17 protein-coding genes and 1 pseudogene are annotated in these 18,795 nt (G+C 61.4%); 8 read left to right on the forward strand and 10 right to left on the reverse strand.

Annotated elements, in window-relative coordinates; translation table 11 throughout:
• Positions 1–42: 42 nt before the first annotated feature.
• Positions 43–1,158 carry an MBL fold metallo-hydrolase gene (locus tag VEIS_RS11840; RefSeq protein ID WP_011810166.1) on the reverse strand — a complete coding sequence of 372 codons (1,116 nt, stop codon included), beginning with the start codon at positions 1,156–1,158 and terminating at the stop codon, positions 43–45.
• A 345-nt stretch (positions 1,159–1,503) separates the two neighbouring features.
• Here VEIS_RS11840 and VEIS_RS11845 point away from each other — a divergent pair, with 345 nt between their 5' ends.
• Genes VEIS_RS11845 through VEIS_RS11870 form a run of 6 tightly spaced genes read left to right on the forward strand, consistent with a single transcriptional unit; the run spans position 1,504 to position 9,874 of the window.
• On the forward strand, positions 1,504–2,403 hold the full coding sequence (locus VEIS_RS11845; protein ID WP_011810168.1) for a helix-turn-helix transcriptional regulator: 900 nt from the start codon (positions 1,504–1,506) through the stop codon (positions 2,401–2,403).
• An 18-nt stretch (positions 2,404–2,421) separates the two neighbouring features.
• Positions 2,422–2,919, forward strand: coding sequence for a DUF262 domain-containing protein (locus VEIS_RS27680; protein WP_011810169.1), 498 nt, complete (start codon positions 2,422–2,424; stop codon positions 2,917–2,919).
• A 49-nt stretch (positions 2,920–2,968) separates the two neighbouring features.
• The gene (locus VEIS_RS11855; protein ID WP_011810170.1) at positions 2,969–4,549 is read left to right on the forward strand and encodes a type I restriction-modification system subunit M; all 1,581 of its coding nucleotides are present in this window, start codon (positions 2,969–2,971) and stop codon (positions 4,547–4,549) included.
• The gene (rhuM, locus tag VEIS_RS11860; RefSeq protein WP_011810171.1) at positions 4,546–5,550 is read left to right on the forward strand and encodes a virulence RhuM family protein; all 1,005 of its coding nucleotides are present in this window, start codon (positions 4,546–4,548) and stop codon (positions 5,548–5,550) included. Before VEIS_RS11855 ends, rhuM begins: the two co-directional genes overlap by 4 nt.
• Positions 5,547–6,827 (forward strand): restriction endonuclease subunit S, encoded by a 1,281-nt coding sequence (locus tag VEIS_RS11865; RefSeq protein ID WP_011810172.1) that lies wholly within the window; start codon positions 5,547–5,549, stop codon positions 6,825–6,827. Before rhuM ends, VEIS_RS11865 begins: the two co-directional genes overlap by 4 nt.
• The gene (locus tag VEIS_RS11870) at positions 6,824–9,874 is read left to right on the forward strand and encodes a type I restriction endonuclease subunit R (RefSeq protein ID WP_011810173.1); all 3,051 of its coding nucleotides are present in this window, start codon (positions 6,824–6,826) and stop codon (positions 9,872–9,874) included. Before VEIS_RS11865 ends, VEIS_RS11870 begins: the two co-directional genes overlap by 4 nt.
• Positions 9,875–10,249: 375 nt before the next feature.
• Here VEIS_RS11870 and VEIS_RS11875 read toward each other — a convergent pair whose 3' ends face one another.
• Positions 10,250–11,506 carry an MFS transporter gene (locus tag VEIS_RS11875; protein WP_321161070.1) on the reverse strand — a complete coding sequence of 419 codons (1,257 nt, stop codon included), beginning with the start codon at positions 11,504–11,506 and terminating at the stop codon, positions 10,250–10,252.
• A 163-nt stretch (positions 11,507–11,669) separates the two neighbouring features.
• Positions 11,670–12,017 carry a hypothetical protein gene (locus VEIS_RS11880; RefSeq protein ID WP_011810175.1) on the reverse strand — a complete coding sequence of 116 codons (348 nt, stop codon included), beginning with the start codon at positions 12,015–12,017 and terminating at the stop codon, positions 11,670–11,672.
• Positions 12,018–12,231: 214 nt separating this feature from the next.
• Between VEIS_RS11880 and VEIS_RS11885 the strand changes: the two genes are divergently transcribed.
• Entirely contained in the window at positions 12,232–12,498 is a 267-nt protein-coding gene (locus tag VEIS_RS11885; protein ID WP_232287905.1) for a CopG family ribbon-helix-helix protein, read from the forward strand.
• A gap of 103 nt (positions 12,499–12,601) precedes the next feature.
• Positions 12,602–12,775: a type II toxin-antitoxin system RelE/ParE family toxin gene (locus tag VEIS_RS29710; RefSeq protein ID WP_198137995.1), complete on the forward strand. Its 174-nt coding sequence runs from the start codon at positions 12,602–12,604 to the stop codon at positions 12,773–12,775.
• 75 nt (positions 12,776–12,850) lie between these two features.
• On the opposite strand, the gene VEIS_RS11895 is transcribed toward VEIS_RS29710, so the two are convergent.
• From VEIS_RS11895 to VEIS_RS11910, 7 genes and pseudogenes are all read right to left on the reverse strand, one after another.
• On the reverse strand, positions 12,851–13,162 hold the full coding sequence (locus tag VEIS_RS11895; protein WP_011810178.1) for a helix-turn-helix domain-containing protein: 312 nt from the start codon (positions 13,160–13,162) through the stop codon (positions 12,851–12,853).
• Positions 13,158–13,301, reverse strand: a pseudogene (locus VEIS_RS30520) (type II toxin-antitoxin system RelE/ParE family toxin); the annotation flags it as partial. The pseudogene VEIS_RS30520 and the gene VEIS_RS11895, both read right to left, overlap by 5 nt.
• 39 nt (positions 13,302–13,340) lie before the next feature.
• Positions 13,341–13,763 carry a hypothetical protein gene (locus VEIS_RS28665; RefSeq protein WP_157048485.1) on the reverse strand — a complete coding sequence of 141 codons (423 nt, stop codon included), beginning with the start codon at positions 13,761–13,763 and terminating at the stop codon, positions 13,341–13,343.
• Positions 13,763–13,855 carry a hypothetical protein gene (locus VEIS_RS31590; RefSeq protein ID WP_232287906.1) on the reverse strand — a complete coding sequence of 31 codons (93 nt, stop codon included), beginning with the start codon at positions 13,853–13,855 and terminating at the stop codon, positions 13,763–13,765. The genes VEIS_RS28665 and VEIS_RS31590 overlap by 1 nt, the downstream gene beginning before the upstream one ends.
• 110 nt (positions 13,856–13,965) lie before the next feature.
• Positions 13,966–14,778 carry a class I SAM-dependent methyltransferase gene (locus VEIS_RS11900; protein ID WP_011810180.1) on the reverse strand — a complete coding sequence of 271 codons (813 nt, stop codon included), beginning with the start codon at positions 14,776–14,778 and terminating at the stop codon, positions 13,966–13,968.
• A gap of 116 nt (positions 14,779–14,894) precedes the next feature.
• Complete coding sequence (locus tag VEIS_RS11905; protein ID WP_011810181.1) at positions 14,895–17,816, reverse strand: salicylate synthase; 2,922 nt, start codon at positions 17,814–17,816, stop codon at positions 14,895–14,897.
• A gap of 220 nt (positions 17,817–18,036) precedes the next feature.
• Positions 18,037–18,795: a thioesterase II family protein gene (locus VEIS_RS11910; protein ID WP_157048731.1), complete on the reverse strand. Its 759-nt coding sequence runs from the start codon at positions 18,793–18,795 to the stop codon at positions 18,037–18,039.

Consider the following 18,795-nt stretch of genomic DNA (forward strand, 5'->3'; position numbering starts at 1 on the left):
GTGGCGCAATAGCGCAGACCCCCGCCTTTGCACAAAAGCCGGTCAAGACGCTGGCGCAATTCGTTGCGCGGGCGCGCTTCGCGCAGGCTCGGGGCAACGGTACCAGTCCACGCCATTGGCATCGGTCTCGCGGCGGACTTCGCCCCGGAGCACCAGGTGGTTCAGGCAAGCGATGCTTTCGCCGGTGGCCATGCCGAGCAGGTGCACGTCTGCCTCGCTGATGGAGCGCCCGAACAATGCGCCAAAAACGTCGATGGCCCGCTTGGGCTCGGCCAGCGTCCGCCGCAGGCGCTCGAAGGCGCGGTCCTGGCCTTGCTTGAGCGCATCGATCCTGGCGTGCAGACCGCGGAAGCATTCGTTGTGGGACGGCAGCACCAGCACGTCGTCGGGCACTTCCTGCTTGACTTTCGCCAGCGACGCATACCAGTCGGCCATCGGGTCGGCGTCCGGCTCGGTGGGGTAGACCGACACATTCGAGGAGATCCGGGGCAGCACTTGGTCGCCCGAAATCAAGACCTTGAGCGCGGGGCAGTGGAAGCAGGCGTGCTCGGGCGAGTGGCCGTTGCCCACGACGACGCGCCAGGTGTGGGCGCCGATGCGCAGTTCCTCGCCGTCGCGCAGGCGGCGGTAGCTGTCGGGCAGGGTATGGATGTATTTGCCGAAGTTGCCGAAGCGAACGCGGTAACTCTCGATCGACTCGGGGCCCCAGCCGGCGCGCCGGTAGAACCCGATGCCGTCAGCGGGCGCCTCGCGGCCGGTATCGGCGACCATCGTCCGGCAGGTGAGGTACTCCAGCCGCGTCATCCACAGGCGCGCGCCGAACTTGCGGGTGAGCCAGCCGGCCATGCCGATGTGGTCGGGGTGCATGTGCGTGACGAACACGCGGGTCAGCGGGCGCGGGTCCGATGCGTTGGCGAACAACTCGCGCCAGACCCGCATGGTGTCGTCGGAGCGCAGTCCCGTGTCGACCAGGGCCCAGCCATCGTCGTCGGCGATGGCCCACAGGTTGATGTGGTTCAGCGCAAAGGGCAGCGGCAGGCGCAGCCAGTGGATGCCGGGCGCCACCTCCAGCACGCGCCCGCGTTCCGGCGGCGCGTCGAATGGGTACTCCAACTTCGGTCTGACTTCCGCATCGATATCTTCCAAGCCGTCCGACATATGCAACTCCAGGATCAAATGCGCTAGCGTAACGGCGTTTCAAAAGTCGCCGCGCCAATCCGGACGGCGCGATCGGCTGGAAACTCCGGGCCTGCGGCTGGGCCGGGGAAGGGCTGGCCAAGGAGTTGCAACAACTCATCGAACCGGTGCGGGCATTCGCGCCTCCTCGGGTCCGGCAGGTCATCAAAGGCTGTCCGCCCAGCGGTAGTCGCTGATCGGTTTGAAAAAGTCTGATTTGCGGCGCATAACAGCATCATTTTGATGATATAAACTGCCTGGCAATGAACAAACATAAAACCAATTCCGGTCTTACCGTCGTCCGTCGTGGATGAGGATCATCAGTCTATGCACCCCCAACGCGTCGAAAGCCTAAGCCACGGCCAGCGTGAGCGGTTGGCGTACATCGACTTCCGGCTCTACTTCTTCGGCGAGATTGGTCGCCCTGACCTGAGCGGACGTTTCGGAGTGGCTCCAGCAGGTGCAACGCGAGACCTCGCCCTGTACCGCGAGATCGCGCCCCAGAACATCGAGTTTGATGGCAGCAACAAGATCTATCGCATCGGCAGGGACTTCGCCCCTCTGTTTGAGCACGCATCACAGCGTGTGCTGTCTGCGCTCGCTCTGGGGTTCGGGGATGGCGTCAATGGGGAGTCACACGCCCTGCTGCCCTGCGAATCACCAGCCGTCTTGAGCAGTCCCAAGATGGACGTGTTGGCTCCGATTTGTCGCGCCATCCACGCTAAGCGCCCGGTAGCGATCCGCTACCACTCGATGAGCAGCGGCGAGTCCGAGCGGGTCACCGTGCCCTTTGCCTTGGTCGACACCGGGCTGCGCTGGCACGTCCGGGCCTTTGATCGCAAGAGCAGCGAGTTCCGCGACTTCGTCGTCACGCGCATCGAAGCGCCGACCTTGGTTGACGAGGAACCCAAGGCCAACGAGCGCCCTGACAACGACATTCAGTGGACGCGGATCGTGGAGTTGAACTTGGTGCCGCACCCGCGCCTCGCCCGCTCCGAGATCATCAGGATGGACTACGGGATGACCGGCGGCTCGATCCGGATGCGAGTCCGTGCGGCGGTCGCTGGTTACATGCTGCTGCGCTGGAGCGTAGACGCATCGCCCGATCACAGCCTCAAGGAAGAACAGTACCGCCTGTGGCTCAGCGACCCGTTGGCCTTGTATGGGGTGGAGAACGCCAAGCTCGCGCCAGGGTATCGCCCTCCGGCAGCGCACACAAAGAAATGATTGGAAAGACAGAACACGATGGCCAAGACACTTGAAGCGCACGACAAGCTGATCCGGGAGATTTTCGAGGGCAGCTACCAGTTCGAAATCCCGGACTACCAGCGCCCCTACGCCTGGACAACCGAGCAAGCGGAGGAACTGTTCGATAACCTCGTGTCGGCGATGCAGGATGCGCGCACCTCCGGCACAGCCAGCCAGTATTTCTTGGGCAGCATCGTTCTCATCAAGAACGACAGGGAACCGAAGTCATCGCTGCACGTTCGCAAGAACCCGGCCGCCAGCAACTACGACTTCGCCACCAAGAAGAACGTGTACTTCAAGGGCAAAGGCACGGCGTCGCCCTTCATCCTGACGCAGGAAGTCCGGTCGGAGGGTGCCTGGACACCGGCGATGCTGAATGACCGGCAAAAGCGCCTCGTCGGCGTTCTTGAAAGGCACTGGGAACTTGAGGTGCCACCAACCGAATCAGTCAGCAAAGCGCCTGACACAACAACAGCTTCGCAGGGGCAGGCTTAATGAAACCCGTAAAGCAAAAAGATCAAAGTAACTTGGAGGGGAATTGCTCATGAATAACAGCAAAGAAACAGAGCGAGCAGAACTCCACAAAACTATCTGGCGTATCGCCAATGATCTGCGCGGGAGCGTGGACGGCTGGGATTTCAAGACCTATGTGCTCGGCATGTTGTTCTACCGCTTTATCTCGGAGAACCTTACCGCCTACCTGAACGAGCAAGAACGCAACGCGGGAGATCCCGAATTTGAATACGCCGCGCTCAACGATTCTGGTGCCGAATTCGGTCGAGCCGAAACTGTGGCAGAAAAGGGTTTCTACATCCTACCCTCACACCTCTTCGACAACGTGCGCAAGCAGGCCCGACTTGACGCCAACCTCAATGAGACCCTCAGCCGAGTATTTGCCGACATCGAAAGCTCCGCTAACGGTGCGGACAGCGAGGACGACTTCAAGGGTCTCTTCGACGACCTCGACGTCAACAGCAGCAAGCTCGGGCCTACGGTGGCCAAGCGCAACGAAAAGCTGGTGAAGCTGCTCGACGCCATCGGTGACTTGCCCCTGACCAGCGCACCCGGCAAGTTTTCGGACAACACCATCGACCTTTTCGGCGATGCCTACGAATACCTGATGCAGATGTACGCCTCGACCGCTGGAAAATCCGGTGGAGAGTTCTACACCCCGCAAGAGGTCTCCGAACTGCTGGCTCGCATCACCGTGGTTGGCAAAACCGAGATCAACAAGGTATACGACCCGGCCTGCGGCTCCGGCTCGCTGTTGCTCAAGTTCGCCAAGGTACTGGGACACGATGCGGTGCGCCAGGGCTTCTTTGGCCAGGAAATCAACCTCACCACCTTCAACCTGTGCCGGATCAACATGTTCCTGCACGACGTGAATTACGAAAAATTCAACGTCGCCCACGGCGACACCCTCACCGACCCGGCCCACTGGGACGATGAACCCTTCGAGGCCATCGTCTCCAATCCGCCGTACTCGATCAGATGGGACGGCGACGCGAACCCCTTGCTCATCAACGACCCGCGCTTCGCGCCCGCTGGTGTGCTGGCACCCAAGAGCAAGGCCGACCTCGCCTTCACCATGCACATTCTGAGCTGGCTGGCGGTCAACGGCACGGCGGCGATTGTTGAATTCCCCGGCGTGCTTTATCGCGGCGGCGCAGAGCAGAAAATCCGGCAGTACCTGATCGATAACAACTACGTCGATACCGTTATCCAGTTGCCGCCTGATCTTTTCTTTGGCACCACGATCGCGACCTGCATCATCGTGCTGAAAAAATCCAAGCGTGACAATGCCACGCTCTTTGTCGATGCCAGCGCCGAGTTCATGCGCAGCGGCAACAAGAACAAACTGACAGACGCTCACCAGCAGAAGATTCTGGATGCCTACATCGAGCGCAGAAACATAGATCACTTCGCCCGGCTGGTGGAAAACGGCGACATTGCAGAAAACGGCTACAACATCGCCGTCTCATCCTATGTCGCGCAGGCCGATAACAGCGTGGCGGTGGATATCCAGGCGCTCAATGCCAAGATCGCCCGCATCGTGGGGCGGCAGGCGGAGTTGCGAACGCAGATCGATGCCATCGTCGCGGACCTGGAAGGAGAAACGGCATGAGTAAACTGCCCCGCGGTGAAATAATCCTTTATCCGCGCGGCGATGGTTCGCCGTCCATTGAAGTTCATCTTGAAGGAGACACTGTCTGGCTGACCCAAGACCAGATGGCGGATTTATTTGGCAGAGCCAAATCGACGATCAACGAGCACATTAAGAATGTTTTCGCAGAACGTGAGCTGGTTGAAGAACAGGTCATGAGAAAATTCGGAAATTCCGAATTTTCTACCAAACCAACCAATGTCTACAACCTGGATGTCATCATCTCCGTTGGCTACCGGGTGAAATCGCCGCAAGGCACCCAGTTTCGCATCTGGGCAACTGAGCGCTTGCGGGAATACCTTGTCAAGGGTTTCGCGATGGACGATGCCCGGCTAAAGAACCTTGGGGGTGGAAACTATTGGAAAGAGCTGCTTGACCGCGTTCGTGACATCCGCAGCAGTGAGAAGGTGCTCTATCGGCAAGTGCTTGATCTGTATGCCACCAGCGTAGATTACAATGCAAAAAGCGAGGAAAGCACGCTCTTTTTCAAGACAGTGCAAAATAAGTTGCACTATGCAGCCCACGGTCAAACTGCCGCCGAGGTGATCACTGCACGAGCAGATGCGGGAAAACCCTTCATGGGGCTACTCTCGTTCAGTGGCAAGCAACCAACAAAAAACGACATCGGCATTGCGAAAAACTATTTGGATGCGGGCGAGTTGAAACGCTTGAACACCTTGGTTTCAGCTTATTTTGATGCTGCCGAATTCCGTGCACAAAGCCGCACGCCTACCTACATGAAGGACTGGCTCGCACACCTTGATCGGCTGATCGTTGCGTTGGAAGCCAAGACGCTCGAAGGACTTGGCAGCGTCAGCCACCAGCAAGCCACCACCCATGCAGAAAACGAGTATGCAAAATATCGTGCGCAGTTGGTCACCGAACCTTCCGAAGTCGAAGCAACGTATCTGGAAACGGTGAAACGCGCGCAGCGCAAGATTGAGGGTAAGAAAAAATCATGAGCCGAATTGATGAGTTGATTGCCGAGCACTGTCCAAATGGCGTGGAGTTCAAGCCGCTTGGTGAGTGCATATCCAAAAATCTTGGTGGCGGTACCCCCTCGCGTTCTGTTGCGAGCTATTGGGATGGTGATATTCCATGGGCTTCCGTTGGTGATCTCTCCATTCCCGGAAACTTCATTCGCACAACACGATCTTTGATTACCAAAGACGGACTTAAGAACAGTCCAAGCAACGTTATACGTGCTGGCGATGTAATTGTTGCCGTCAAAATTTCCCCAGGAAAAATGAAAATTGCCGCAACGGACATTGCGATCAATCAAGACCTTCGCGGCCTGACGCTTCATGATTTCATCGACAGCAGTTTTCTCGTTTATTACTTTCAGACTTTTTCAATTATTGGAAATGGCACCATCGTCAAAGGCATCACGACCGACACACTTGAAAGAGTGAAAGTTCCTGTACCGCCGCTCGAAGTGCAACGTGAAATTGTGAAAGTGCTGGACACTTTCACTGAACTGGAGGCGGAACTGGAGGCGGAACTGGAGGCGGAACTGGAGGCGCGTCGGCGGCAGTACAAGTACTACCGCGACGCGCTGTTCAGTTTCGATGAGCGCATGAGCGGCGCAAGCAAGCAAGCAAGCAAGCAAGCAAGCAAGCAAGCAAGCAAGCAAGCAATAAGTATAAGGTGGATGACCTTGAGTGAAGTCGGAAAATTCATGCGCGGACGCCGTTTCACCAAGGCTGACTATGTCGAGGACGGTGTGGGCTGCATTCACTACGGCGAGATTTACACCCACTACGGCACATCGGCGAATGAGGTGATTTCACACGTGCGCCCCGAAATGAAATCAGGCTTACGCTTTGCGAAACCGGGCGACGTGGTGGTCGCCGATGTGGGCGAAACCGTTGAGGATGTTGGCAAAGCTGTGGCGTGGATGGGCACTGACGACGTGGCTATTCACGATCACTGCTACGCCTTCCGCCATTCGATGAATCCGAAATTTGTGTCTTACTGCATGCAGACCACTTCGTTCATCTCCGAAAAGGCCAAATATGTGGCGCGCACCAAGGTCAACACATTACTAATCGACGGCTTTTCCAAGATTCGTATTCCCGTTCCGCCGCTCGAAGAACAAGAGCGCATCGTTGCTATCCTCGATAAATTTGACGCGCTGGTAAGCGATATTTCTTTCGGCCTGCCCGCCGAAATCAAGGCGCGTCGTCAGCAGTACGAGCATTACCGCGACCGGCTGCTCACTTTCAAGGAAGCCGCATGAGCGAAGACCGCAAACCTTTCCGCTATGAGCCGATTGCGCTATCCAACGAGAGCACGGTTGTCGCCGAATTTCAGCCCGATGCGCCGAGCGTGCGCGAGGCCACCTATCAAAGCGAAGCCGCGTTGGAAAAGGCCTTCATCCAGCAACTTCAACTGCAGGCGTATGACTACCTGACCATCACCTCGGAAGTCGATCTGCTGGCCAATCTGCGTCGCCAACTGGAAAAGCTCAACAAAATCAGCTTTTCCGATGCCGAGTGGGAGCGATTTTTCACCACCAGCATTGCCGGTGCCAACGACGGCTTCCTCGAAAAAACCGCCCGCATTCAAGAAGATCACATTCAAGTCTTGAAGCGCGACGACGGCACCACCAAGAACGTCTACCTGATCGACAAGGCCAACATCCACAACAACGCCTTGCAGGTGATCAACCAATACGAAACGCCTGTGGGTGAAAACGCGGGGGCGCGTGCGACCTGCTTCGATGTGACCGTGCTGGTCAACGGCCTGCCGATGGTGCAGGTCGAATTGAAGCGCCGAGGCGTGGATATTCGCGAGGCATTCAATCAGATCAACCGCTACCAGCGCGACAGCTTCTGGGCAGGCTCGGGCCTGTTCGAGTATGTGCAGCTCTTCGTCATCAGCAATGGCACGCTGACCAAGTACTACAGCAACACCGTGCGCTACGGGCATTTGAACGAGCAACCCGCCCGGCGTGGAAAAGGCGGCAGCAAGAGCAAGACCTCCAACAGCTTTTCCTTCACCAGCTGGTGGGCCGACGCGAAAAACCAGCCTATCACCGAGCTGATCGGTTTCACCAAGACCTTCTTTGCAAAACATTCGCTGCTGAACGTCCTCACCAAATACTGCGTGTTCGATGTGGATCGCAAGCTGCTGGTGATGCGGCCCTACCAGATCGTGGCCGCCGAGCGCATCCTGCAACGCATTGCCACCGCCACCAATCACAAACAGTTGGGTACCGTAGCGGCGGGCGGCTACATCTGGCACACCACCGGCTCTGGCAAAACGCTGACCAGCTTCAAGGCGGCGCAGCTAGCCCGAGGCTTGCCGAATATCGACAAGGTGCTGTTCGTGGTGGATCGCAAGGATCTGGACTACCAGACCATGCGCGAGTACGAACGCTTCGAGAAAGGCGCGGCCAACTCGAACACGTCCACTGCGGTGCTGCAACGGCAATTGGAAGACCCGAACGCGCGCATCATCATCACCACTATTCAGAAGCTTTCCCGCTTCGTCACCAAGAACAAGAAGCACCCGGTGTATGAGGCGCATGTGGTGGTGATCTTCGACGAATGCCACCGCAGCCAGTTTGGCGACATGCACGCCGAAATCACCCGGGTGTTCCAGCGCTATCACCTGTTTGGCTTTACCGGCACGCCCATCTTTGCCGAGAACTCCGGCACCACCGGCGGCCCGCTGCGGTGTACCACTGCGCAGGTCTTTGGCGACAAACTGCACACCTACACCATCGTCGATGCCATCAACGACAAAAACGTGCTGCCGTTTCGCATCGACTACATCAACACGATCAAGACGCAAGCGACTATCCGCGACAAAAAGGTGTCAGCCATCGACACCGAGCGGGCGCTGTTGGCACCGGAGCGCATCACGCAGATCGTGGACTACATCCGCGAGCACTTCGATCAGAAGACCAAGCGCGCCAGCCGCTACTGTCACGACGGCAAGCGCCTCGCAGGCTTCAATTCGCTGTTCGCCTGCGCCTCCATCGACGCCGCAAAACGCTACTATGCGAAGTTCGCCGAGCAGAAAAAGACGATACCCGAGGCGCAGCGGCTCAAGGTCGGCCTGATATACAGCTTTGCCGCCAACGAGGAGGAATCCGATGGCATCTTGGGCGAGGAGGAGTTTGAAACCGAGGGACTGGATGCCAGCTCCCGCGATTTTCTGGATGCCGCCATCCAGGACTACAACGCGCTGTTCGGCACCAGCTTCGACACCAGCGCCGACAAGTTCCAGAACTACTACAAGGACTTGTCGCAGCGCCTGAAAAAGCGTGAGCTGGATTTGGTGATCGTGGTCAACATGTTCTTGACCGGCTTCGATGCCACCACGCTCAATACCCTGTGGGCGGACAAGAACCTCAAGGCGCACGGCTTGATTCAGGCGTACTCGCGCACCAACCGTATCCTCAACTCGGTCAAGACCTACGGCAACATCGTCTCTTTCCGCAATCTGGAGCAAGAAACCAACGACGCGCTCGCCCTGTTCGGCAACAAGGACGCCAAGGGCATCGTGCTGCTGAAGCCTTACGCCGAGTACTACAAGGAGTACGAGAAGCGGGTCGGGGATCTGGTGGCCGGATTTCCGCTCGGCAAGTCCATCGTCGGCGAGGCGGCACAGAAGGCGTTCATCAAGCTGTTCGGGTCGATCTTGCGGCTGAAGAACATCCTGACGGCCTTCGACGATTTCTCAGGCCATGAAATCCTCTCCGAGCGCGAGTTTCAGGATTACCAGAGCCTGTACCTGAACCTGTACGCCGAATTCCGCAGCACGTCGGAAGCGGAGAAGGAATCGATCAACGACGATGTGGTGTTCGAGATCGAACTCATCAAGCAGGTCGAAATCAACGTCGATTACATCCTGCTGTTGGTCGAACAGTACCTGAAGAAGAAAGGCACGGGCGACGACAAGGAAATCCGAGCCACCATAGAGCGCGCCATCAATTCGAGCCCCAGCCTGCGCAACAAGAAGGACTTGATCGAGTCTTTCGTGGATTCGGTGACTACCAAGACCAAGGTGGACGCGCAATGGCAGTCCTTTGTGGCGACGAAAAAGACCGAGGAGCTGGAACGCATCATCTCGGAAGAAAACCTCAACGCCGAAGCCACGCGCACCTTCATCGACAACGCCTTCCGCGATGGCAGCATCGCAGCCACCGGCACCGCCGTCACCAAAATCCTGCCGCCTGTGTCGAGGTTCTCCAAGAGCAATGGCCATGCGACCAAAAAGCAAACGGTGCTGGACAAACTCGCCGCGTTCTTCGAGCGTTATTTTGGGATGGCCTGAGCGGGGGGATGTGATGATGAGCCAAATCCAAACTATTGATCAGGCCAGGGCTTGTGGGATACAGAAAAAAACCTTTGATTTGCCTGCGCAATTTTCTCCCGTTTTTTCACCTTGAGATTTTCTAATGGAAAATCTCGGTTTATTGGCACATGCCCAGGGACTTATGTTCCGGGCATGTGATCAGACTTCGCCACCGTCAAGGCACGCGGCTGCGAGGGTTTCACGCTGCTGGTGAATGGCACCCGCCGGACGCGCCAAGCGGCCTGGCCGCAGCCCGGCGGCTTGTGGATACGTTCGGTGGAGGGCGGATTTTCTCCAGTTTGCATGCTGGCCGGCGGGGCTGTGCCGTCAGTTCACCGCCGCCCCAACTGTCGCTCAGGCGGCCGGCGCCGTCTCGTTTCGCACCCAGGGCTTGAAGGTCAGCCACAGCAGCAGCCCCGGGATCTGCAGTGCAAGAATGATCCCGAGCGTATATTGGTAGGCCACCTTGGGATAGGCACCGTTGTCGGGCATCCAGTGGTTGAGAATGCTGCCCATGCCCCATTGGACGACAAAGGCGAGCAGGAACACCAGCAGGTTGAATGCGGTGCTCACACGTCCTGTCAGGTGCACCGGAACGCTCTGGGCAACGATGGCATAGTTCATTGTGGTTGCCGTCCCGAAGAAGCTGAATCCGACGGCAACCACAAAAGGATCGATGCCGCTGGCGTAGATCATCAGGAACTGGAACAGGGCAAACGCCCAGATGCCGACGCCACAGACCAGAATTGGTTTGACGCCGAATTTGCGCAGGTAATCGGTGATCCATCCAAAGGCCAGCGAGCCAGCGACCATGGCCACAGTGCCTGCCAGCAGCACGTTCGCCACAGCCGTGCGTTCCAGGTGTGCGACATCACGCAGCCAGGGGCCCATCCACAAGCCTTGCACGGCCATGTAGGTTGCATGGGCAAAGATGGAATACAGGCCCAGTCGCCAGAATGACCAGGAGCTATAGAGCTGCTTGACGGCGGCGGCCATCTCCAGAAACCGGGTTTCCTGCTTCTTGGGATGCTCGGGCACCACCGCAAGAATCAGCAGACTCACCGCCAGGGTGCAGACCCCCAGCCCGATGAAGGCGCCGCGCCAGTCGGTGTGCTGAAGAATGGCATGCATGGGCGCCGTCGACGCCATGGCGCCCATGCCGCCTACCGACAGTAGCACCGCTGTGGAAAGCGGCAGGCGCTCCTGGGGCAGCCACAGCGAGCTGGCCTTGATCGCTGCCATCAATGAGCCGGCAACACCAAAGCCGATCAGGCCCCGGGCGATGATCAGCTCAGTGAGGCTGTGCGCATAGGAAAACAGGGCCGCGCCAACGGTGGCGATCATCAGCATCGGCACCTGCACCTTGCGTGGCCCGAAGCGGTCCAGCGCCACGCCCACCGGCAGTTGGGCAGCAGCGAAGGCAAAGAAATAAGCCCCGGTGAGCAGGCCGATGCTGTCCGCCGCCAGCCCCAGGTCATGCGCCAGATCGGGGTAGACCACGGCATTGACCGTCCGGAAAAAATACGACACGAAGTGCGCCAGCGCAAAGGGCAGGAGCACCCTGGCCAGTATCAGATTCAGGCTGCTGCGCTCCCCCACAGCAGCCTGCACAGGCTCAACGGACGGTGTATTACTCAAAGCCTACTCCTTGTCTTGTTGTGCCTGCCAGGCAGCCGGCTTGCGGTATGGCCGAAGCAGCCGACCAATTTTACCTGCGCAGGAGGTCCGGAACTCGGCGCAGTAGCGCCCTCGGTCGTCCATCAGCCAAAGCTCGTCAGGCGCGGGGCGCATCTCGGAAAAGCGCATCGGCTCCTTCTTCTTGGCCAGCGAGGGTCTCGGGCGAGTCCGCCGCCACCAACTCGACAGCCTCCAGGCTGCGCGCGGCCAGCATGAAGTCGGGTGAGTGCACATCCTTGCACGACACCTGGCACTGCGCGACGCGCGGTTCCAGGCCGTCCAGCCGCTGCAGCAGGCGGCCCAGGTCCGCTGCGGTCAGCGACACCTCGGCAGTGTCCTTGTGCGGCGCGGTGATCTCGGCCCAACTGCGGCGAAGCATGCTGCGGACTTCATCCGTCACCGGCTTCTTGGGATCCTCTCGCATCAGTTGCGACAGGAAGCCCAAGAAATCGACGCCCTGCTCTTGGCATGACACCGACGAACTTCGCGAGGCTCACCGGGAGGCCAAGGAAGCGTCCACGCAACTTGCGTGAGTCAATGGCCCGTTGGACGCCATGAGCGGCCAAGTCGCACCGCAAGTATGCTTAAGGTAATACCCTGAGATACTCGAACGGAGGTTGCCAATGCCAATGCCAATGACTGCTGCTGCCATTCGCCCTGTGTCGATCAAGATCGACGACGACACCAAGGCCCGCGTGAAACGGTTGGCTGTTGCTCGCCAGCGCACGGCTCACTGGCTCATGCACGAGGCGATCACCCAGTACGTCGAGCGCGAGGAAAAGCGCGAGGCATTCCGGCAGGACACACTCAAGGCATGGCAAGAGTACCGCACCACCGGGCTGCATGTGAGCGCCGACGAAGCCGATGCGTGGCTGGCCCAGCTCGAACAGGGCAAGGACATCGAGCCACCTGAATGCCACGTCTGATCTGGTCACAGCCGGCGTTGCTCGATGTGCAACGCCTCTATCGCTTCCTTGCGCCAAAAACATCGACGCCGCCAAACGTGCGGCGAAGGCCATGCGGCAAGGGGTGAAAGTTCTTGGACATCAGCCCGGTATCGGCCGTCCCATCGAGGACATGCCCGACAAGTTCCGGGAATGGCTGGTCGATTTCGGCGACAGCGGCTATGTGGTGCGCTACCGCATCGACATGGGCGCCGCCACGATCCTCGCTGTGCGCCACCAAAAGGAAGTGGGGTTCTGATGGGAACACGGTTTGGCCGCCGTGCAGCGAATGGCGCCTTGGAGTACCGCGACAGCCACCCGAGGTGCGCCTTGTTCAGTGGGCCAGTTTGAACGGGTGAACCTGAATGTCGGCATCGGGAAACGAGGCCACCAGTTTCAACTCCCCGCCAAGCGCCTTGACATACTTGCGCAGTGTGCTGACGTACATATCGTCGCGGTGTTCCAGCTTTGAGACGGCGGCCTGTTCTACGCTCATGGCCTTGGCGACTTCGACCTGCGTCACCTTCCGGGCCTTGCGCAGTTCTTGGAGTTGCATTTGCACGAGCATGGCTTCGGCGCGTGCAGCAGCACGGGCTTGAGCCTCTGGTGACATCTTGGCGCGCAACTCGCTGAATTTCTTGGCCATTGATCTGCCCTTCCTTTCTCAAAGTCTCGATGTGCGTGTCGTACAGCTTGTCGGCCATCGGCACATGCACGTCGTGCCAGCGGTCATCACCGGTCTGGTCGCCGCCGAGCAGAAGAATGGCGCAACGGCGAGGGTCGAACGTTGGGCATTATTCCCCCTAAAGTCTATTCCGTCAATTTCATACTCGGACAAGCACACCAAGCTGCGAGGTGTGCGCCCAGGTCGACGAGGCCCGCGCTGCGCAGATCGGCTGCATGCATCGAGCAAGGACTACGCCCAGGATATCGATAAGGTCAGTCTGCGCCGCAGCAGACAGTCGATACCGCACCATCAGTTCGCCGCCAATACCCGACTGGCGGCCTGCTGCCCCAATTGCCCCACGAAGTCTTCGAGCCGGGTATCGGGGACATCCGTGTAGCGGCCAGCGGCGACATCGGCCTAGTGTCGCGTCACCGATCAGATGTCGTAGGCTGCGCGCAGCCATCGGAGCGCAGCGCAAGGCGCAGCGCTTGCCCATACCGAGCTGTATTGGCAAGCGATGCAACGCCGCGATGCGCTTCGATGGCCAGCGCAGATCGACAGATGATCGGTGACGCGACACTAGCCAGTATGGGCTGCTTCTTGCAGCGCCTTGAGCTTGGCTGCTTCGAGTTGTTCGCGCCGCTCGACCAGACGCAAGCCTTCGCGCAGCACTTCGCTTGCGTTCTGGTAACGCCCGGATAAAGAGTGTGCAGGTTTTCGGAATAGATGCGGTGCGTTGTGCAAACGGAATAGAGCCCGACGACATAGCGGGAATGATCTCACTACAGTTGCGCCATTTCCACGCGCACGACGCTCGGGACATGGCGTCCCAACCAGGGCAACTTCGAGATCGTGGGACCGAGCAGGGCTGGAAAGGTGCGGAAGCGCCGGTAAGGCTCTTCGCTTACTCGGGTAATGCGCGGGCTCCAGCTACGCAACAGTGGTGCGATCTCGTGCCGGTCCAGGCCCCACGGCATCGGCGGCACCTTGTAGTGCGGTGTGCGCCAGAGTCCCTGGACGGTCTTGCGTGAATACCACTTCGGAATCACGTCGAACATCAGCTGTGCCTCGGACAGGCATTCGGCGATGAGCGTCACCAGGCGGCGCACATCTGCTTCCTCGAAATACATGAACAGGCCCTGAGCGGTAATGAAGACCCCACGCGACTGATCGACCGTGTCCAGCCATGCGGGGTCGAGTGCGGACACACCCAGGTGCCGGTAGCGTTCGCTGGCCGGCAGATAGCGCTCACGCACCGCGATGGCCTCCGGCACGTCCACGCCCAGCCAGCGCACCTGACCATCGTCGCAGCGCTGGAACTGGGTTTCCAGTCCGCAGCCAAGTTCAACCACGGTCCCGCCCGGGTGGGCGGTGAGCCACGGCCGGAGTGCCTCGTCGAACATCGCCGAGCGTGTGGCATGCGACCCGTCGGGACGGCCGAAGTCACGGTCGTAGTCGTATGGGATCGACTGGTAGATCCGGGCCGCCTCGGCATCCTGCAGCCAGCCGTCGGGGCGCAAAGCCTCGGTAGCACGGTTGTGGAGCGTCCACAGCATCGTCTGTGGAACGCCGGTCAATACACTCGCATCGGTCATCTGAAGGTCTCTCCAGGCTGGTTGAAAAATGGCCGCCTCTTGGTCTGGCCTCTGCAATGGCATCTCGCTCGGGCATCTGGCGCTCGACGCGCTCCTGATGCACACGGCAATCCTTCTCACTGGGGGGGAGCAGGCGTTCGCAGGCGCAGGTGGCGTGACACCGACTCCAGCTTTTCGCAGGTTTCCGTCCACTCCCTGTCCGGCGTGGAGGAGGGCACCAGTCCGGCGCCGGCCTGTAGCCAGCAGCGGTCGCCGCTGCGAAAGGCCGAGCGGAGCACCAGCGCGGCGTCCATGGCGCCGTTGCTGTCGACCAGCATGACGCAGCCGCTGTAGAGGCCGCGCGGCCCGGGTTCGTGGCGCCGGATGCTGTCCAGGGCCTCGCGCTTGGGGATGCCCGATGCGGTCACTGCCGGGAACAGCTTCTCGAAGGCGCGCCAAGCGTCGCGGCCCGGGGCCAACTGGCCAGCCACGCGGGAGGCGAGGTGCTGGACGCTGCCTCTGCGATAGACATCCATGAACTCGCTCACGCGCAGGGAGTCGGGGGCGCAGACTTCGGCCATTTCTTGCAGGGTTAGCTTCACGGAGACGGCGTGTTCGGCGATTTCCTTGGCGTCCGCGAGCAACTCGCGCCGCAGCCGTTCATCTTTTGCGGTATCTCCGGACAGCGCGCGCGTGCCGGCCAGCGGCTGGGTGGAGACCCGGCCGCTGGCGTCGATCTCCACCACGGTCTCTGGGCTGAAGCCATAGGCCTCGAAGTCGCCATCGCGCAGGAGGAAGGAGCGGGCGGGCGTGTTGAATCGGCGGCCCACAAGGTAGCTCGACACCATGTCGAGAGCGGCCGGCGCCTCGGCGGTCCGCGACAGGATGACCTTCTGGTAGGCATGCGCCTGCATCTCGCCGACGGCGGCGGCGACGCGTTGCTTGTAGGCGTGCTCGGTGCCCGAGTCCCGGGCGATCTCGACGGGCTGGCCGATCTCCGGTCCGGAGGAGGCGTCCTGGGCGGCCACCAGGGTTTCCATCGCTGCCAGATCGGCGGGGTCCAGGGCGCGGATCAGGGCCTCGCCCGATCGCAGGCGGATCTCGCTGCGTGGGATGGACAGTTTGAGGAGCGGCCGCGTGCCCGAGGTGCCGCCGAGGCCGTGGATCAGGTGCGCCAGTTCGAAATCGGCGCGGCCATACGCGCGCCAGCCTTCGAACGGAATGCCGGCAAGGGCCTGTGCGACACCCGCGCAAGGGGGCAGTGCCTTCCAGGCGGCACCGTTGCTGCGGCGGACCGTTCCGTCGGCGTCGATCGTGACGTCGAGGACGGAGTCCAGTCCGATGCTCCATTCGCTGCCGTGTTCGTACAGCGTGTAGTGCTGCGACGAGAGGTTGCGGGCCAGTCGGGCCGCCAGCGCCAGCGGCGCGGTGGCCACGGCCATGCGGCGTTCGGCATAGCGTGCGATCGCCGGGGCCGGGGCCTGGGACGGTGCCGTGGCGCCGGAGGTGCGCCGTTCCTGGGCGATTGCGATCAGCCGATGCTTGTCGATCTTGCCCACCGGGGTCAGGGGCCAGTGGGTGAGGACTTCGGCTTGGTCCGGCAACTTGAATGTGCTCAGGCCGCGCTCGCGCAGGGCCTCCCGCAGGCCGCCCATGTTGATCGGGGTGTCCTGCGGTTGAACGAAGGCGCAGATCCGCTCGCCCAGCAAGGCGTCGGGGACGCCGACGACCGCTGCGGCGCGCACGCCTGGGAGATGGCCGAGCGCAAACTCCACTTCGGCCGCGGAGATCTTCTCGCCGCCCCGCTGGATCTGTTCTTTGATGCGGCCTTCGACGATCAGGTTGCCGGCCGGGTCCCGGCGCACCAGGTCGCCGGTGCGGTAGTAGCCGTCGCGGGTGAAGCTGCCGGCATTGTGCTCGGGTGCGCGGTAGTAGCCGCGAATGGTGTAGGGGCCTCGGGTGAGCAACTGCCCTACCTCGCCAGGGGGCACATCCTGATCGTGCTCGTCCACGATGCGCACCTCGTCCTGCGGCGAGAGCGGGCGTCCCTGGGTGTGGATGATGGCGTCCTCCGGATCGTCGAGCCGGGTGTAGCACAGCAGTCCTTCGGCCATGCCGAACACCTGCTGCAACCGGCAGCCCAGGGCCTGCGGCAGGCGCCGGGCCAGCAGGGGCGCAAGCCGCGAGCCGCCGACCTGCACGAGGCGCAGGCTCGACAGGTCGCTGTCTTCCCATTCGCGGGCCTGCACCCAGAGCTGCGCCAGGGGGGGCACTAGCGCCAGGTGGGTGACGCGCTCGCGCTCGATCAGGGGCATCGCTTCGTCGCAGCTCGCCGTGCGGGACAGCACGACGGTTCCACCCTGCGCCAGCGTGCCGAGCACGCCGGGGCAGGCCAGGGTGAAGTTGTGGGCAACCGGCAGCACGGCGAGGTACACCGTGCTCTCGTCCAGCCCGCACAGATCGGCCGAGGCGGTGAAGTTGTAGGCGTAGTCGGCGTGGGTGCGCGGAATCAGCTTGGGCACGCCGGTCGTCCCGCCCGACAGCAGGAGCAGCGCGGTGTCGCCAGGCGAGGGCTCGGCCCATTCCTGCGGATCGCCGTCCAGGGTCGCGAGCTCGTGCGCGCCGGGGACGTGCGGGCCGGCGCCGCCATCGATGACCACCGCGCGCAGCGAGGGGTGCGCGCGAGCCATCTCCGCAGCCAGTGGTCGGTAGTCGAAGCCGCCAACCTCGTCCGGCACGAAGTAGGCCACGGGCTCGGCGAGGCGGCAGAGTGCGTCGATGTCGTGCGCGCGCTGGGTGGGCATCGCAAGCACCGGAATGGCGCCGAGGCGCAGCAGCGCGAAGCAGACGGTGACGAAGCCGATGCTGTTGGGCAACTGCACCATCGCGCGGTCGCCGCGGCGCAGTCCGAGCGCGTGCAGGCCTGCCGCCAGGCGATCCACGCGGCGGTCCAGTTGGGCGAACGAGATCCGGGTGTCTTCGTCCACCAGTGCGGTGCGGTGCGCATGCCTGCTGGCCCAGCGGCGCAGGCATTCGCCTAGTGTCGCGTCACCGATCATCTGTCGGTCTGCGCTGGCCATCGAAGCGCATCGCGGCGTTGCATCGCTTGCCAATACGCTCGGTATGGGCTGCGCGATGCGCCTTGCGCTACGCTCCGATGGCTGCGCGCAGCCTACGACATCTGATCGGTGACGCGACACCAGCGGGGGAGGGCCTTCGCGATGGCCGGAGGGCCGAGTGGCGTCGGGAGAGATGGTGCGGGTACGTGTGTCCATGGTGTCACCTGGCGTCAATGCCTGTGGAGTGGAATTCGAAGCGGCGCGCGATGTGGCCCAGAAAGGCCCGTGGCCGCCGTGTGGCGTAGAAATGATCTCCTGCGATGGCGACCGGGCCTTGCGCGTCGCGCAGCCAGTGCGTCCATTCCGCCACCTCGCTGCGATCAGCTTCTTCGTCGTTGCTTCCGTGGATGAGCAAGGCCGGGGTGCGCAGGCGTTGCGAGTCTGGTGGGCAGGGTCGGTGGTAGGTTTCGGTGGCGCGCAAGTCGGCGCGCAGCATGGGTAGGAACAGGGCCAGCAGCGCGGGGTCGGACAGCAGCTCGGGGCTGCAGCCACCGATGTCGACGAGCTGCGTGAGGAAGGCAGTGTCGTCCAGAGCGCTGAGCCGCCGGCGCCCCCGCAGGTGGGGCGCGTGGCAGCCGGACAGCACGAGGCCGGCCGGTGATTCGCCCTGCCGCTCCAGGAGCGCGCAGACCTCGAACGCCACCTGGGCGCCCATGCTGTGGCCGGCGAGGAGGGCCTGTTCCGGTGCGATGCCCGCGGCGGCGAGCGCCTCGACCAGTTGCGCGGCGAGGGTGCCGATGTCCGCGGCACAGGCCTCGCGCATGCGATGGTCGCGGCCGGGATAGATGGCCAGGGACACGTTCAGCCCTGGATCCCCGATGCCGTGCCAGCCGCGGAACGCGCCGCCGCTGCCGCCCGCGAACGGGCACATCACCACGTGGAGCGCCGCGTCCGGTGCTTCCACGATCGCGCGCAGCAT

Origin of the sequence: Verminephrobacter eiseniae EF01-2 (assembly GCF_000015565.1) — a bacterium.
GTDB classification, from domain to species: domain Bacteria; phylum Pseudomonadota; class Gammaproteobacteria; order Burkholderiales; family Burkholderiaceae_C; genus Acidovorax; species Acidovorax eiseniae.